This window comes from Candidatus Methylomirabilota bacterium, assembly GCA_036005065.1.
Classification (GTDB): Bacteria; Methylomirabilota; Methylomirabilia; order Rokubacteriales; family DASRDR01; genus DASYQW01.
On record DASYQW010000115.1, the window covers coordinates 1 to 15,430 of the forward strand.

17 protein-coding genes and 1 pseudogene are annotated in these 15,430 nt (G+C 71.0%); 13 read left to right on the forward strand and 5 right to left on the reverse strand.

Translation table 11 applies throughout. The features are described 5' to 3' along the window. The 5 genes from VGW35_08415 to VGW35_08435 all read right to left on the reverse strand — a co-directional run. On the reverse strand, window positions 1–747 hold a 747-nt coding region (locus VGW35_08415), incomplete at its 3' end, for an ABC transporter permease (protein ID HEV8307679.1). A gap of 18 nt (window positions 748–765) precedes the next feature. Beyond that, the gene (locus tag VGW35_08420; protein ID HEV8307680.1) at window positions 766–1,782 is read right to left on the reverse strand and encodes an ABC transporter permease; all 1,017 of its coding nucleotides are present in this window, start codon (window positions 1,780–1,782) and stop codon (window positions 766–768) included. Between the two features lie 115 nt (window positions 1,783–1,897). Then, the gene (locus VGW35_08425) at window positions 1,898–3,517 is read right to left on the reverse strand and encodes an ABC transporter substrate-binding protein (GenBank protein HEV8307681.1); all 1,620 of its coding nucleotides are present in this window, start codon (window positions 3,515–3,517) and stop codon (window positions 1,898–1,900) included. Between the two features lie 113 nt (window positions 3,518–3,630). Further along, the gene (locus tag VGW35_08430; protein HEV8307682.1) at window positions 3,631–4,245 is read right to left on the reverse strand and encodes an ureidoglycolate lyase; all 615 of its coding nucleotides are present in this window, start codon (window positions 4,243–4,245) and stop codon (window positions 3,631–3,633) included. A 6-nt stretch (window positions 4,246–4,251) separates the two neighbouring features. Further along, window positions 4,252–4,872: a hypothetical protein gene (locus VGW35_08435; GenBank protein HEV8307683.1), complete on the reverse strand. Its 621-nt coding sequence runs from the start codon at window positions 4,870–4,872 to the stop codon at window positions 4,252–4,254. A gap of 216 nt (window positions 4,873–5,088) precedes the next feature. Here VGW35_08435 and ugpC point away from each other — a divergent pair, with 216 nt between their 5' ends. From ugpC to VGW35_08500, 13 genes and pseudogenes are all read left to right on the forward strand, one after another. Continuing rightward, entirely contained in the window at window positions 5,089–6,183 is a 1,095-nt protein-coding gene (gene ugpC, locus VGW35_08440; GenBank protein ID HEV8307684.1) for a sn-glycerol-3-phosphate ABC transporter ATP-binding protein UgpC, read from the forward strand. Window positions 6,184–6,234: 51 nt separating this feature from the next. Beyond that, a complete protein-coding gene (locus VGW35_08445) occupies window positions 6,235–7,413 on the forward strand; it encodes an ABC transporter substrate-binding protein (GenBank protein HEV8307685.1) in 1,179 nt (392 codons plus the stop codon). Between the two features lie 176 nt (window positions 7,414–7,589). Then, entirely contained in the window at window positions 7,590–8,471 is an 882-nt protein-coding gene (locus VGW35_08450; GenBank protein ID HEV8307686.1) for a branched-chain amino acid ABC transporter permease, read from the forward strand. Next, the gene (locus tag VGW35_08455; GenBank protein HEV8307687.1) at window positions 8,468–9,415 is read left to right on the forward strand and encodes a branched-chain amino acid ABC transporter permease; all 948 of its coding nucleotides are present in this window, start codon (window positions 8,468–8,470) and stop codon (window positions 9,413–9,415) included. The genes VGW35_08450 and VGW35_08455 overlap by 4 nt, the downstream gene beginning before the upstream one ends. Beyond that, a complete protein-coding gene (locus VGW35_08460; GenBank protein HEV8307688.1) occupies window positions 9,415–10,140 on the forward strand; it encodes an ATP-binding cassette domain-containing protein in 726 nt (241 codons plus the stop codon). The genes VGW35_08455 and VGW35_08460 overlap by 1 nt, the downstream gene beginning before the upstream one ends. Window position 10,141: 1 nt before the next feature. Further along, window positions 10,142–10,714 (forward strand): YceI family protein, encoded by a 573-nt coding sequence (locus VGW35_08465; GenBank protein ID HEV8307689.1) that lies wholly within the window; start codon window positions 10,142–10,144, stop codon window positions 10,712–10,714. Continuing rightward, the gene (locus VGW35_08470) at window positions 10,711–11,457 is read left to right on the forward strand and encodes an ABC transporter ATP-binding protein (protein ID HEV8307690.1); all 747 of its coding nucleotides are present in this window, start codon (window positions 10,711–10,713) and stop codon (window positions 11,455–11,457) included. The genes VGW35_08465 and VGW35_08470 overlap by 4 nt, the downstream gene beginning before the upstream one ends. After that, window positions 11,454–11,828, forward strand: coding sequence for a cytochrome c (locus VGW35_08475; GenBank protein HEV8307691.1), 375 nt, complete (start codon window positions 11,454–11,456; stop codon window positions 11,826–11,828). Before VGW35_08470 ends, VGW35_08475 begins: the two co-directional genes overlap by 4 nt. A gap of 262 nt (window positions 11,829–12,090) precedes the next feature. Beyond that, window positions 12,091–12,453, forward strand: coding sequence for a cupin domain-containing protein (locus VGW35_08480; protein HEV8307692.1), 363 nt, complete (start codon window positions 12,091–12,093; stop codon window positions 12,451–12,453). Between the two features lie 14 nt (window positions 12,454–12,467). Beyond that, on the forward strand, window positions 12,468–14,018 hold the full coding sequence (locus VGW35_08485; protein ID HEV8307693.1) for a UbiD family decarboxylase: 1,551 nt from the start codon (window positions 12,468–12,470) through the stop codon (window positions 14,016–14,018). 68 nt (window positions 14,019–14,086) lie between these two features. Then, window positions 14,087–14,257, forward strand: a pseudogene (locus VGW35_08490) (FAD-dependent oxidoreductase). Between the two features lie 25 nt (window positions 14,258–14,282). Further along, a complete protein-coding gene (locus VGW35_08495; GenBank protein HEV8307694.1) occupies window positions 14,283–14,627 on the forward strand; it encodes a hypothetical protein in 345 nt (114 codons plus the stop codon). 63 nt (window positions 14,628–14,690) lie between these two features. Next, window positions 14,691–15,430: AAA family ATPase (locus tag VGW35_08500; protein HEV8307695.1), on the forward strand; the 740-nt coding region annotated here is incomplete at its 3' end.

Consider the following 15,430-nt stretch of genomic DNA (forward strand, 5'->3'; position numbering starts at 1 on the left):
CAGGAAGGTGAGGCTGGCCTCCACGACGATGTTGTTGGCGACGGTGGCGGTGGCGAGGACGATGACCGGCGTCAAGACGTTCGGGACCACGTGCCGGATGACGATCGTCCGCTGGCCCGCGCCGATGGCGCGCACGGCTTCCACGTACTCGCGCTGCTTGATCGACAGCACCTGGGCCCGGACCACCCGGGCGAAGGCCGCCCAGCCGGCGATACCCAGCACGAGGATCACGTTGAGCAATCCGGCGCCGACCGCGGCCACCACGGCGAGGGCCAGCAGCAGGAACGGGAACGCGAGCTGGACGTCGGCCAGTCGCATGATCCCGGTGCCCAGCCGGCCCTCGTAGTATCCCGCCACCAGCCCCAGGCTCGAGCCGAGCAGTGCCGCGATCAGCACCGTGCCGAGGCCGACGACCAGGGAGATCCGCGAGCCGTAGACGAGGCGCGTGAAGACGTCGCGTCCGAGCTGATCCGTCCCGAGGAGCTGGGCGGCGGTGCCGCCCACCTGCCAGGCGGGCGGCCGGAGGCGTTGGGCGGGCTCGCCGAAGGTCGGGTCGTACCGGGTGATCCCGGGCGCGGCCACGGCGCTGATGACGACCAGGAGGAGGAACCCCACGTTGAAGAGCCCGCTCCCACGGCGGAGCGTCCGCCACAGCCGCCGCCGGTACCACGGCAGCGTGGCCGCCACGGTCGAGCCCGGGCCGAGGGGCCCGACCGACGATGGGGCCCCCGGAATGGCCTCACTCACGGCGCCATCCGGCCGGCCTCAGGCGAGCTTGACGCGGGGATCCAGCCACGCATAGCTCAAATCCACCAGCAGGTTGAGGCCCACGAACACCAGCGTGATGAAGAAGACCGCCGACGCCACGGTGGGAAAGTCGCGGAAGGTCACCGACTCGACGACGAGCCGGCCCATGCCCGGCCAGCCGAAGATGCTCTCGGTGATCACCGCGCCGCCGAAGAGATTGGCGACGTCCAGCGCCCAGGCGGTGACGACGGGCATCATCGCGTTCTTCAGGACGTGCTTGGCCATGACCGTCCGCTCGGGGACGCCCTTGGCCCGCGCCGTTCGGACGTACTCCTGAGAGAGGCACTCGAGCACACTGGACCGCACGAGTCGGGTATTGCGGCCGAGCGACTGAGCCCCGAGCGTGATGGCCGGCAGCACCACGTTCTCCCACCCTCCGTACCCCATCGCCGGCAGGACGCCCAGGTACACGGCGAACACCAGGATGAGCAGCAAGGCGAGCCAGAAGTTGGGGATCGACTGATTGAGGATCGCGAACGTCCGCACCGACTGATCGACCCAGGAGTAGGGGCGCACCGCGGACAGCGTGCCGAGGACCAGGGACAGTACCGTCGCGTAGCACGCGGCAGCCAGCATGAGCTGGACCGTCAGCGGGAACCGTTCGAGCACGATCGGCATCGCCGGCTGGCCGATGAACCGGAGCGAATCGCCGAAATCGCCTCGGATCGCTCCGCCGAGGGGGCGCATCTTGGCCTCGATGGCGCCCGTACCGTAGCTCGACACCTCGACGGTCTGCCCGGTCTGGCCCGGGGACGAAAAGGAGTCACCGACGAAGAAGCGGAGGAGCTGGACCGGCCACGGCTTGTCCAGCCCGTATCGCTGCCGGATGACGGCCATGACTTCTTCCGACGCGCCGGGCGGCATGAGCATGGCGGCAGGATCGCCCGTGAGGTGGAGGACCACGAACACCACCAGCAGCACGCCCACCACCACGAAGATCGACTGGAACAGGCGGTTGAGGATGTAGCGGGTCACGGTCGCTGGCTCGATTCCTAACGGGCCGGCGGAGACACCCGGCCGGCCCGCTGCCCGCCGGCCGGGTTCGGCGACCCGGCCGGCAGGCCTTCGACGGGGCGGGCGCCCCGCCAGCTCACGCGCTTCGGGGCTTCATCTCCTTGGCCCAGATCATCTCGTCGGGCCGCGGCTTCCAGTTCACCCGGCTGCTCACCCCGTACATGTCGACGACCTGCATCCCGAAGATCGCGAAGCTGCTCTCCCACATCATCTTCTGGAGCTGGGAGTAGATGGCCTTCCGCTTCTGCTCGTCGATCGTCGAGCGCGCCTCGTCGACGAGCTTGTCGAGCGCCGGATCGTTCGGGTAGTCGGGCGACGGCGTGCTCTTGGTCCGCCACAGGGGGCCGAAGTCGATGTCCGCGTCGAACATCCAGTTCCCCCAGCTGTTGAAGATGATGCCGTCGAGCTTACCGGCGTTGGCCTGCGAGTAGAACGTCCCCGCCTCGTACAGCTTGGGGACCACCCGGAGGTACTCGGGGCCGAGCTTGTTGAGCTCGCCGATGATCCCCTCGCCCATGTCCTTGTCCTTGGTGTACCGGCCCTGGATGAAGTGGAAGTTGACCGTGATGGGCAGCGGCAGGCCGGACTCCTTCAGGAGCTTGCGGGCCTTGTCCGGGTCGTGCGGGTAGAAGGGCAGCGTCGGGTCGTAGCCGAAGTGGTACTTGCCGACGATCGTCGAGAGCCGCTCGCCCAGCCCGCTGTAGATCGTACGGAGCAGCTCGCCGACGTTCGCGGCGTAGTTGAACGCCTGCCGCACCTTCACATTGTTGGTGGGCGGCACGTGGGCGTTCATCCGCCACCAGCCGAACCGGTTGCTGGTGACGTGCTCGACCCGACCTCGCCCGGACCGGTTGATGATGTCCGCCTGCTCGGCGGGGACGGCCACGGTGACGTCGGCCTGCCCCGACATGAGCGCCGACACCCGGGTCGAGGCCTCCGGCACGGTGCGGATGATCACCTTCTCGAACGCCGGCGCCCCGCCCCAATACTGCTGGTTGGCCTCCATCACGAGGTCGCCGTCTTTTACCCAGCTCACAAAGCGGTAGGGCCCGGTGCCGTTCGCGTGGTTCTGCAGGTAGGCGGTCGGGTTCTCGCTGTAGAACTTCGGCGACACCATCCGCATGCCGAACCCGTTGAAGCGGTTCAGGACGATGGGATCGGGCACCTTGGTGATCACGTTGACGGTGTACCGGTCGACCGGCTCGCCGCGGTCGATGGTGTCGTACGCGTGCCAGGCGACGGTGGGCGGCAGGAAGTTCTTGTCCACCCGGCCCAGCAGCCGATCGATGCTGAACTTCACCGCCTCCGCATCGAAGTCCTCGCCATTGTGGAACTTGACCTTCTCGCGCAGCTTGAACTGGAAGGTCGTCTCGTTGACGCGCTTCCACGAGACGGCCAGCATCGGCTTCCAGCCCTTGTAGGGATCGATCGGATTGCTCATGTCGACCAGGTTCTCGAACATGTTGCCGAGCGGGCTCTCGTCGTAGGTGTTGATGTGGTTCTGCGGGTCCATCGTCGCCCGGGGGACGCCGTACAGGATCATCAGCGGCTGCTTGCTCTGCGCCCCGGCGCGACGGATCAGCAACGGCCCGGACGCCACCCCGAGGCCGACCCCGGTGGCGACCCTGATGAAGCCGCGGCGGCTGATGTTCACGGTCGGCAGCTTGTCCAGGTAGGCTGTCCTCGCATCACTCATGGTTACCCTCCAGGTCGCCAAGGGGTTGAGCCGAGCAGGCCGTCCAAGTGGACCGTCTTCAGGCGAAGCAGGGCGAACCGTGCGGGCAGTGTAGGATCGCCCGTCGGGGCTTGTCAATACGGCCGGGCTGAGTCCGGGCTGGTCCCGCGCTCCTCAGGCGGACCGGTGGCTTCCCCTCGGCGATCGAGTGTCAGCGCGAACCCCACGCCGAAGCGCGCGTGGTAGTCCACCTCCTGGGTCAGCTCGCATGTTCCCTGCCCGCTGTAGGCGGTCAGGAGGTCTCGCTGGGTCTCGTGATCGGTGATGATCACCCACCGCGTCTCGGGCGGGTAGAGGGGGAATCGATCGAGACTGTGCCATGTCCCCCGCGCGAGCGCATACCCCTTGGAGCCGTCGAGCAGAAACGCGCGGACGTCGGTCGGATCCGGGACAGCCGTGCGATCCGATGAAGGCGGGGCGACCGCGACCACCGCCGGCGACCCTCCCAGCGGGAGGAATGTCTGCGTCAGGTTGAAGTGCCGCTCGAGCTTCGAGAACCGAAGGCCCTGGTATGGCGTCCTCAGGAGCATCACGAGTGGCCGGCCCGAGCTGAAGTCGACGGCCCACCCCTGGGTGCCGCTCTCGGTCTCGAAGTCGGGCGGTCGGTCCTTGGCCGAGACGACCTGCCCGAAGGGGGCGAAGGCCTCCTCGGTCAGCGGCTCGACCCTCACCTGGTGGACGGTGGACATCGGCGCTCAGGGCGCCAGGACGATGCGGACCGCGTTCCGGCCGTAGACCTGCACGAGACGCTCCACGACCCGGACGACGAGCGGCGCGAGATCCGGCGCGTTGGCGTCGATGGCGCGGCGAATCAGGTCGAGGTCGGACTCCTCGAGCGGCCACCCCTGGGCGCGAGCGGTCAGCACGACCGCCAGGCGAACCGTGCGGTTGCCGGGGTGGACCAGCCGGCGCACCGCGTCGGCGGCGAGCGAGAGGATCGCCGACCGCCACAGCGCGCGCACCGAGCGGCGAAAGAGCGGTCCCCCTCCGTTCAGCGCGGGCCCGAGGTCGGCGACGTCGGTGACCACGGCACGCACCAGCTCGACATGCCGGCCTGGCGCGTCCAGCACGTCGTGCACCAGGGCCGCCGGGAGGGAGGGCGCCGCCTCGAGGACCACCCCGCCGGCCTGGACGAGGTCGACGACTACCCGGTCGGATCGCCGGAGGAGGGCGGCCACGTCCCGAGCCTGCTCCGGCGTGACGGGCAGGAGGGCGTAGAGGAGCTCGCCGGCCATCGCGGGCGCCTCGGCGAAGGCCGGCGCGGCCGGGCTCGTGATCCCGAAGACCAGGACCAGCACGGGGAGAATCCACCGCATGTCATGTCCTCCCGTCAGGCCGACCGCTGCCGAGCGAGACCTGGAGCCGATTGTCCGCCATTTCGGCAGAGGCTGTAAAGCCTCGATACGGCCTCTTGACAGGCACCCGCCTTCCGGCCGATTCTTCTTGGCAAGTCCGTAGCGGTTGGGGGACGGGCCGGCGCCGTCATGTGCGGACAGCCGGCCAACTAACGCACCCACACCAAGGAGCGCTCGATGGCACAGGTCGTCCTGAAGGAGCTGGGGAAGAAGTTCGACGAGGTGGTCGCGGTCCGCGATGTGAACCTCACGATCAAGGACCAGGAGTTCATCGTCCTGGTCGGCCCCTCGGGCTGCGGCAAGTCCACCACCCTCCGGATGATCGCGGGCCTGGAGGAGATCACCTCGGGCGAGATCTACATCGGGGAGCGGCTCGTCAACGACCTCCCCCCCAAGGACCGCGACATCGCGATGGTGTTCCAGAACTACGCCCTGTACCCGCACATGACCGTGTACGACAACATGGCGTTCGGCCTGAAGATGCGGAAGTTCCCGAAGCCGGAGATCGACAAGCGGGTCCGGGAAGCCGCCCAGATGCTGGGCATCCAGGAGCTGCTCAAGCGCAAGCCCCGGCAACTCTCGGGGGGCCAGCGCCAGCGGGTCGCCGTCGGACGCGCGATCGTGCGACACCCGCAAGTCTTCTTGTTCGACGAGCCCTTGTCGAACCTCGACGCCAAGCTGCGCGTCCAGATGCGCGTCGAGCTCAAGCGCCTCCACGAGCGCCTGGAAACGACGGCCATCTATGTGACCCACGACCAGGTCGAGGCCATGACCCTCGGCGATCGCGTCGTGGTGATGAAGGACGGGCTCGTCCAGCAGGTCGGCGACCCGCTGGGGATCTACTCGAAGCCGCGCAACAAGTTCGTCGCGGGGTTCATCGGCTCCCCGGCCATGAACTTCCTCGACTGCACGGTAGTGGGGAGCGACGGCGATCTGGCCATCGAGTCACCCGGCCTGCGGATCAGCGTGCCGCCGGCGCAACGGGCGTCCATCGAGCGCTACAAGGGGAAGGCCGTGACGCTCGGGGTCCGTCCCGAGGACATCCGCGAGGCGGGGCCGGCCGACCCGAAGAACTTCCGCGTGGACGCCGTGGTGGAGGTTGTCGAGCCGCTAGGGAACGAGATCCTGCTCGACGTCAAGGTCGGCCAGCATCCCCTGGTCGCCCGGGTTCCTCCGACCTCCCGGGTGCGGCTCCACGAGCAGATCCCGCTCACGCTCAACCCCGAGCAGCTGCATTTCTTTGACACGCAGACCGAGCAGGCCATCGAGTAAGCCTCGCGCGCGGGGTGCCCTCGCGCCCCGCGCGCCGTCCGCTTCTCTCGCGTGATCCTGGCCGTCCTCCTCGCGGTCGTCCTGTCGCTCGTCCCGGGGGGGCGGCCGGCCGGGGCGACCGACCCGATCGCCGTCGGGGAGATCAGCTCCCGCACCGGGCTGCTGGCCACCCAGGGGCTGGCCGTCGCCCAGGGCATCCAGATCGCCGCCGACGGCGTCAACGCGCGGGGAGGCATCGCCGGACGGCCCATCCGTCTGCTCGCCCGGGACGACGAGGGTAAGCCCGACCGCGCCATCGCGGCCGCCGAGGAGCTCGCCGGGCGGCAGCGGGTGGCGGCGCTGGTGGGCGGGTACGTGGACAGCCTGATCGGCCCCGTCAGCGAGGTCGCCGAGCGGACGCGAACGCCCTTCGTGGCGAGCGCGTCCCTGGACGAGCGGCTCACGCGGCGCCGGTACCGGTATTTCTTCCGCGTCTCGAGCCTCCGGCCCTACGTCGCGGTCACCGTCGGGCTCCTCCGCGACCTCGTGCGGCCTGACCGGGTCGCCATCCTGTACTCCTCGACTCCGGGCGCCTCTCAGCTCGCCGCCCGCCAGCGCGAGGCGCTCCAGGCGATCGCCATCGCCGTGCCGCTCTTCGAACCCTTCTCGCCGGGGCTCTCGGACTTCTCGCCGCTCCTCGCCAGGGTCCGGGACCGGAAGATCGATGTCCTGCTCTCCGACGCGTTCTTCGCCGATCACCTCCTCATCGTCCGGCAGATGGCGCAGGGAGGGTGGCGAGTGCCCGGCTTCCTGGGCGCCTTCGGTCTCGAATTCCCGGCCGTCATCCGAGAGCTGGGCGCCGCCGCCGAGGGACTGCTCGGCACGACGTCCTGGCAGCCGGGAGTGTTCGTCCCGGCCGCCCTCGCCGAGTCCCACGCCTTCGTCGACGCGTACCGCGCGCGCTTCGGGCAGGAGCCCGTGCCTCTGAGCATGCACGGCTACGCGGCGGCCCGGACGCTCTTCGCCGCCATGGCCGCCGCGGCGGGGAAGGGCCAGGCGCCCGCCGGCGACACGCTCCGGGACGCGCTGGCCCGGGTCGACGTCGAGACGCCGCTCGGCCGGATCGAGTTCGACGCGCACGGCGACCCCCTCCACTACGCGCGCGTGATCGTCCAGGTCCAGGGGGCCCGCCACGCCGTGGTGTACCCGCCCGCCGCCGCCACGGCGCGCCTCGTCTACCTGCGCCCCTGAGTTGAACTCGGCGGGGGGCTGCGCCCCCCTCCGATTCCTCCCCCAGGAGGTTGCGCGGGCAAAGCCCGCGCTCGGAGCGGAACATCCGGTGGCATGGTGATCAAGTGTGAGCGCGAGGGCCCTGCCCCGCGCATTCTTTCACGGGCCCTGAGTTTGGCCGGAGAGAACCTCCGCGAATGTCGCTGACGACGGTCGGGCAGGCGATTCTGGTGGGCGCCGCCAACGGCGCCTTCTACGCCTTCCTGGCCCTCTCCTTCTGGCTGATCTTCGCCCTCACGCGCGCGCTCAACCTCGCCCACGGCGAGTTCGTGGTCCTCGGCGGCTACCTGGGCTACGCCGCCGGCCGCGCGTGGGGCGTGCCGCTCCCGCTCGCCGTGCCGCTCGCCGCGATCGCCCTGGTGCCGCTGGGGCTCGTCTGGCGCGCGCTGATCGCGCGCGTTCGGGAGCCGATCGAGCTCAACAGCCTCGTCCTGACCTTCGGCCTCTCGCTCCTCCTCCAGAACCTGATGCTGGCCGCGTGGTCGGCCGATTATCGGCTGATCGCGTCCGAGGCGGCCGCCCCGGCCTCGCCCCTCGCGCTCGGCATCCCGCCCGGGCGCGCCGGAGCCGCCGCCGTCGCGCTCGGCACCATCCTGGGGCTCCACCTCCTCCTGGTCAGGACCCGCGTCGGGGCCGCCCTCCGAGCCACCAGCCGGGATGCCGAGACCGCCGCGCTGATGGGGGTGAACGTGGACCGCGTGAGCACGGCGAGCTTCGCGGCGGCGGCGGCGATCGCCGGAGCCGGCGGTGTCCTCTTCGGCGTCTTCCACTACCTCCACCCGGCCGCCGGAGTCGAGCTCACCCTGCTCGCCATCACGCTGGCGATCCTGGCCGGGACCTGGCGGGGCCCGGGGCCCTTGCCGGGCCTGCTGTTCGGCGGACTGGCCATCGGCCTGGCCGAGTCACTCGTCCTCGCCTGGGCCGGCCCGCGCTGGCGGGAGCTGGTCGTGGCCGCGCTGCTGCTCGGCGTCCTCCTGGTCCGGGGCGGCGGCGAGGACCCGAGGCGACGGGCGCCATGACGACCGCGCTCCCGAGGGGCCTGGCGGCCGCAGCGGTGGCGGTCGCCGTCGCGCTCCCGGCGCTGGTGGGATTCGACCCGTACTACCTCTACATCCTCGGCGCCGCGCTCCTGTGGGCCTCGCTGGCCAGCGCCTGGAGCCTCCTCGCCTTCGCCGGCCAGATCTCCTTCGGCCACGCCGCCTACTTCGGCGCCGGCGCGTACACGAGCGCGCTGCTGGCCCAGCGCGCCGGGTGGAGTCCCTGGCTGAGCGTCCTGGCCGCGGCCGCCGGCGGCGCCGCCCTGGCCGTCCCCATCGGGCTCACCGCGCACCGCCTCGGCGGCGCCTCTCTCGCCCTCGCCACGTTCGCCTACGCGGAAGGGTGGCGGGTGGTCGCTCACAACTGGACGGAGCTGACCGGTGGCGGGGCCGGGCTCATCGGGATCCCGCCCCTGCCCCCGCTCCCCATCGGCGTTCCGGCGACGGCCTCCGGGGAGCGGACGAGCGCCTATTACCTGGCCCTCACGCTTCTCCTCGGCGCCCTGAGCCTCTTTGGCGGGCTCCGGCGGAGCCGGGTCGGCCTGGCGTGGGCGGCCATCCGAGAGCGGGAACAGCGCGCCCGACTGCTCGGGCTCGGCCCGACCCCGTACAAGCTCCTGGCCTTCGCCTGCTCGGGCGCGCTGACGGCGGCCGGCGGCGCGCTCTACGCGCACACGGTCCGCTTCCTCGAGCCGGACCTCGTCTTCGGCCGCCTCCTCTCGATTCTCCCGCTCGTCATGGCGACCTTCGGCGGCGCCCGCACGCTGCTCGGGCCGCCCGCGGGGGCCCTCCTGCTCTACCTGACGTCGGAGCTCGCGCTCGGGCCCACACTCCCACGCCTCCACCAGCTGCCATACGCGGTGGCCCTGATCGTGGCGGTCCTCGTCCTGCCGCGCGGGCTGGCCGGCCTGTGGCGCCGCGCGTGATGCCCGCGCTGCTCGAGCTCCGCGCGGTCAGCAAGCGCTTCGGCGGACTCCAGGCGCTCCGCGAGGTCACGTTCGGGATCGAGGCCGGGACGCTGGTGGCCTTGCTCGGTCCCAACGGGGCCGGCAAGACGACACTCTTCGACATCGTCACCGGCCTGGCGCGCCCCACCAGCGGGATGGTCCGGTTCGATGGCATCGACCTCGGGCGCGTCGCATCGCATCGGATCGCGGCCCTCGGGATCGGGCGGACCTTCCAGATCGCCCGCCTCTTCCCGGCGCTGCCGGCCGTCGACAACGTCCTGGTCGGCGTGACGTTCGGCCGTCGCCGCCTGGCGGCCGGCGAGCGCCGCGCGCGGGCCGCCCGGCTGCTCGAGATGGTGGGGCTCGAGGCGAAGGCCATGAGGCCGGCCCGCGAGCTCTCGCTCGGCGAGCAGAAGCGCCTCGAGCTCGCCGTGGCTCTCGGGCCCGAGCCGCGCCTGCTGCTCCTCGACGAGCTCGCCTCCGGGCTGCCCCCGCGCGGACGCGAAGAGGTCGTCCGCTTCTACAGCCGGCTGCGGGGCGGCGGCCTGACGATCCTGGCCATCGAGCACTCGCCCGGCCGGCTGGCCGAGCTGGCGGATCGGGTCCTCGTGCTCGACCAGGGCGCGCTCGTCGCCGACGGCCGCCCGCGCGAGGTCCTCGCCTCGCGCCGGGTGGCCGAGGCCTATCTCGGCGAGGACGACTAGCGTGGCCGGGGGTCGGCCGCGCCGGGCCGTCGGAGCCGTGGTGGGGCTCCTGGTCCTGCTCCTCGGGGCGCGAGGCGGAGCCGAGCCCCGCCTCTACGTCGTCGACCCGGAGCGGAGCCAGATCCGCTTCCACGCGGTCTCGCGTCTGATGGATGCCGACGGAGCCTTCGGTCGCTTCAGCGGCGAGGTGCGCCTCGACGCAGGTCGACCCGAGACCGCGGCGGGGCGGCTGACCATCGAGGTGGCCTCGATCGACACCGGCATCCGCGTCCGGGACAGCCACCTCCGCAGCGACGACTTCTTCGACGTCGAGCGCTACCCGCGGGCGACCTTCGTGATCGCCGCCGTACGGCGCGAGGGCGAGCGCTGGGTGGTCGGTGGCCAGCTCACCATCCACGGTGTCACCCGGACGATCGCGGTCCCGGTGACCGTGACCGCCTCCGAACGGTCGATCCGGGTCGCCGGAGAGCTCACCCTGAACCGGCGGGAGTTCGGGATCAACTACTCCAGCCGGCTCAACCCGATCCGCGACGAGGTGCGGGTGTGGTTCGATCTCTCGGTGGTGCCCCGGTGAGCGCGGCGCCGGTGTCTCTCCTGGCCGTCGACCGGGTGGCCGCCGGCTACGGGGGCGCCCTGGTGCTGCGCGAGCTCTCGCTGGAGGTGCGCCCGGGGGAGTTCGTGGCGCTGCTCGGTCCGAACGGCGCCGGGAAGACGACGCTGCTCCGTACCATCGTCGGGCTGCTGCCGATCCGGACGGGGACCATCCGCCTCGGCGGCCTGCGGCTCGACGGCCTGCCGCCCTACCGGATCGCCGCCCAGGGGGTGACCGCCGTCCCGGAGGGCCGGCGCCTCTTCGACGAGCTGACGGTCCGCGAGAACCTCGAGTTGGGCGCCTACCTGCCGCCCGCCCGCCGGGACCGGGCGGCCAGCCTGGCCCGGGTGGAGCATCTCCTTCCCGCGCTGCGCGACCGGCGGGACGAGCGCGCCGGCGCGCTCTCCGGCGGCGAGCAGCAGATGGTCGCGATCGGCCGTGGTCTCATGGCGCGGCCGCGTCTCCTCCTCCTCGACGACCCCTTCCTCGGCCTGGCCCATCCCGTCCTGCACCGGGTCACCGCGGCGCTCCGCGAGCTGAGCGCCACCGGCGGGGTGAGCATCCTGGCCGCCGGGCAGCATGTCCGCCGGCTCCTCCGGCTCGCTGACCGCGCCTACCTTCTCGAGGAGGGTCGCGTCGCCGTCACGGGCCCGGCGGCCGACCTCCTCCAGGATCCGCATGTCCGCCGGACGCTGCTCGAGCTGGCGCCTCCGGAGTCCCCGTGAGACGCGGCCGGGTCGCGGCCGCCGCGGTGGGGACGCTGGCGCTCGCCACCGCCGTGGCGGCGGCGTTCTTCCTTCCGCTCCCGCCCTCTCCGCCGGGACCGGAGCCCGGCCGCACGCTCTTCCGGGCCCACTGCGCGACCTGTCACGGCGCCGATGGCCGTGGCCGGTCCTGGCGGGCGCGCCTGCTCCTGCTGGACCCGGGGAACCTGGCCGCGCCTCCGGCGGCGACGCTCTCCGACCCGTACCTGCTGGACCTCATCCGTCACGGCGGGGCGAGCTTCGGGAAGCCGGGCATGCCGTCGTTCGGCTTCGTCCTGAGCGAGGCCGAGATCGAGGCCCTCGTCGCCTATCTGCGAGCCCTGCCCCGCTGACCCACGGCCGGGCGGTATAGCCTGGTCCACCTGAGGGCCCACCTCGAGACGCGGGCGCTCCTCGATCCCCAGCAACTCCACCGCTACAACGTGCTGCGGGGCTACGTGGGCCCCGAGGATGGGCCCACCGGGTCGCCCCACGGGGCGCGGCACTGAGCGAACCCGCCGCGCACCGGGAACGACGGCGGCCTCGCGTCGCTTGCGTTTCGGGGTATCATGATCCCGAATTCCCGAGCCGACCCTGCCGCCTGAGGGGGATCGCATGCGCGTCGTCAACCTCGCCGAGGCGTTCCGTCGGTTCACCGACCCCTGGTCGCCGAAGATCGTCGGCGAAGTCAACGACCTGCACGTGAAGGTGGTCAAGCTCACGGGCGAGTTCGTCTGGCACCACCACGAGCAGGAGGACGAGCTGTTCCTGGTGGTGAACGGCCGGCTGCGGATGCGCCTGCGCGGCGGCGACCGGGAGGTGGGCCCCGGTGAGTTCATCATCGTGCCCCGCGGCACCGAGCACTGCCCGGTCGCGCTGACCGACGAAGTGCAGGTCGTGCTGCTCGAGCCGAGGGGGACGCTCAACACCGGGAACGTGACCAGCGAGCGGACGGTGGCCACTCCGGAGTGGCTGTAGCCAGGAGGAGCCCGATGGCGAAGGCGATGCCGACCATCACCAAGAAGGACATCTCGAGCCTCCGGAGCACGCTGGAGTACCTCCGCGAGGCCGGCGAGCTGCTCGCCTCCGACGTCGAGATCGACCCCCACCTCGAGCTGGCCGCGATCCAGAAGCGGCTCGACGGCGGCCCCCCCCTCCTCTTCGAGCAGGTCAAGGGCTACCCGAACGCTCGCCTCGCCAACAACATCTACGCCTCGGCCGACCGGATCGCCCGGCTGTTCGGCGTGGACGATCCCCGGAAGTTCAAGTTCAAGGCGGTGGAGGCGATCCGTCAGCCCCTGCCGCCCATCGAGGTGAAGGACGCCCCCTGCCAGGAGGTGGTCGTCACCGAGAACATCGACGTGTGGGACCGGATCCCCATGATCTCCCACTCCAGCTCCGACCCGGCGCGGACCCTGGGGGCCGGCAACACGGTGGTCCGCGGCCCGTTCTTCTGGGGCGGCTCCCACATCGGCTATAACCGGATGAACTTCCGGGGCCCCGACTACTCGAGCTTCCAGATCTCGCCCGGCTCCCACATGGACATGGTGGCGACCCACTGGTACCACAAGGAGCCGATCCCGATGACGATAAACATCGGGGTCCCGCCCGCCTGCACCATGATGGCCGGCTCCGGCTTCACGTACATGATCCTGCCGAAGGGCGCGGACGAGCTGGGGGTGGCCGGCGCCCTCCAGGGCTTCCCGGTGGAGCTGGTCAAGGCGCGCACCGTCGACGCCTGGGCGATCGCCAACGCCGAGTACGTGATCGAGGGCTACCTCGACACGACCCAGAAGGTCTGGGAGAGCCCGCTCGCCGAGAAGGACGGGAAGCAGGGCGTCTACCCGTTCCACCCGGAGTGGGCCGGCTACATGGGCAAGTCCTACCGCACGTACAAGTTCCAGGCGACCGCCATCACGCACCGCCAGGACAAGCCGATCTACTACGGCCTCATCGTCCACGGCATGGACGACCACTACATCGACGTCTCGATGCGCGAAGCGGCGTTCTTCGAGGTGGCGGACCGGATCTCCCCGGGCTTCTGCGTCGACACCCACATCCCGATGGGGCTGACCGACTGGGGCGGCGTGATCTTCCAGGTCCGGAAGCGCCGCCAGCGGGACGAGGGCATCCAGCGCAACATCCTGACCGCCGCGATGTCGATCTCGCTCGGCCTGCGGCTGGCGATCGCGGTCGACGAGGACATCGACATCTACACGCCCGAGGACATCCTGTGGGCCCTCGCGACCCGGGTGACGCCGGAGAGCATCCAGACGGTCTGTGCCGGCGGCTTCGGTCAGACGTTCCAGCCCGCGGAGCGCAGCTCGGCGGGCGGCCGCGACTGGACACAGAGCAACATCCGCTTCTCGGGCGGGCTGGCGATCGACGCCACCGTGCCCTTCGCCTACAAGGAGGCCTTCGAGCGGGCCCGCTACGACGTGGAGCTGGTGGACCTCGCCAAGTGGTTCACGCCCGAGCAGATCGTGCGGGCGAAGGGGTCGCAGCTGGGCTACGCGAAGTGGATGGCTGAACGCGGCATCTAGAGCCCCCCTGACGGTTTCGGCCCGCGTCCCTCGAGACTGCCTCCCCCCCAAGGAGCGTCATCGCCCGAATGGGTCGATCCGACGGCGTCCTGATCGCGGGCGCCGGGCCGGTCGGCCTCGTCACGGCCCTTTGCCTCGCGCGCCGCGACGTCCCCGTCACCGTGCTCGAGGCCGAGCCCTGGCTCACCGAGGACCTGCGGGCCGGTTCGTTCCACCCGCCCACTCTGGAGATGCTCGACGACGTCGGCCTCACGAGCCGTCTGCATGCGATGGGCCTCGTCGTTCGGGCCTGGCAGTTTCGCGACCGCCGGGCAGGACTCGTCGCCGAGTTCGACCAACCTCGCCGAGAAGCTTGCGCGGGTCTGGCGGGGGGAGACGGGCGAGGCGGAGCTCGACCGCTACGACCGCCAGCGACGGCAGATCAACACGGAGTACGTCCAGACGATGACGATCCAGAACAAGCGGACGATCGAGGAGCGCGACCCAGAAGTCCGGCGCCGGCGGCACGACGAGATGCGGCGCACCGCCGAGGACCCGGGGCGGGCGCGCGCCTACCTCCTCCAGACCTGGATGATCGAGAGCGTCCGCAAGGCCGCGCGCATCCCGTGAAGGAGGAGGCCCCGTTCCCTTCCTTGACGCGGAGGCCATGGTCGACTACGCTGAGGCGCGCCGATGTACACGTCTCACTTCGGGTTGGCCGAGGCCCCCTTCTCCATCACGCCCGACCCGCGCTACCTCTACATGAGCGAGCGCCATCGCGAAGCCCTCGCGCACCTCCTCTACGGTGTCGGCGAAGGAGGCGGCTTCGTCCAGCTCACGGGCGAGGTGGGGACCGGCAAGACGACGGTTTGCCGGTGTCTCCTCGAGCAGCTGCCGCCCCACGTCGACGTCGCCCTGATCCTGAACCCCCGGCTCACCGCCCTCGAGCTCCTGGCCACCATCTGCGACGAGTTGCGTGCGCCCTACCCGCCGGGGCCCGCCAGTCTCAAGGCGCTGGTGGACGCCCTGTACCAGCACCTGCTCGAGGCGCACGCGCGGGGCCGCCGCACGGTGCTGATCCTCGACGAGGCGCAGGATCTCGCGCTGGACGTCCTCGAGCAGATCCGCCTGCTGACGAACCTCGAGACGGCCACGGAGAAGCTCCTCCAGATCATCCTGATCGGCCAGCCCGAGCTGATCCAGCTCCTCGAGCGCGAGGACCTCCGCCAGCTGGCCCAGCGCATCACCGCCCGGTATCACCTGGAGCCCTTCACCCCGGACGAGACGCGCGCCTACATCCGCCACCGGCTCCAGATCGCCGGGCGCACGCGCGGGCTCTTCACCGACAACGCGTTCCGGCGTGTCCACCGCGAGTCGGCCGGCGTGCCGCGCCTGATCAACATCATCTGCGACCGCGCGCTCCTCGGCGCCTA

Excerpts from the sequence above, each read along its gene's own strand:
- VGW35_08425 (HEV8307681.1), bottom strand. The coding sequence starts at position 3,517 with ATGAGTGATGCGAGGACAGCCTACCTGGACAAGCTGCCGACCGTGAAC.
- VGW35_08430 (HEV8307682.1), bottom strand. The coding sequence starts at position 4,245 with ATGTCCACCGTCCACCAGGTGAGGGTCGAGCCGCTGACCGAGGAGGCC.
- VGW35_08435 (HEV8307683.1), bottom strand. The coding sequence starts at position 4,872 with ATGCGGTGGATTCTCCCCGTGCTGGTCCTGGTCTTCGGGATCACGAGC.
- ugpC (HEV8307684.1), top strand. The coding sequence starts at position 5,089 with ATGGCACAGGTCGTCCTGAAGGAGCTGGGGAAGAAGTTCGACGAGGTG.
- VGW35_08450 (HEV8307686.1), top strand. The coding sequence starts at position 7,590 with ATGTCGCTGACGACGGTCGGGCAGGCGATTCTGGTGGGCGCCGCCAAC.
- VGW35_08455 (HEV8307687.1), top strand. The coding sequence starts at position 8,468 with ATGACGACCGCGCTCCCGAGGGGCCTGGCGGCCGCAGCGGTGGCGGTC.
- VGW35_08460 (HEV8307688.1), top strand. The coding sequence starts at position 9,415 with ATGCCCGCGCTGCTCGAGCTCCGCGCGGTCAGCAAGCGCTTCGGCGGA.
- VGW35_08480 (HEV8307692.1), top strand. The coding sequence starts at position 12,091 with ATGCGCGTCGTCAACCTCGCCGAGGCGTTCCGTCGGTTCACCGACCCC.
- VGW35_08485 (HEV8307693.1), top strand. The coding sequence starts at position 12,468 with ATGGCGAAGGCGATGCCGACCATCACCAAGAAGGACATCTCGAGCCTC.
- VGW35_08495 (HEV8307694.1), top strand. The coding sequence starts at position 14,283 with ATGCGATGGGCCTCGTCGTTCGGGCCTGGCAGTTTCGCGACCGCCGGG.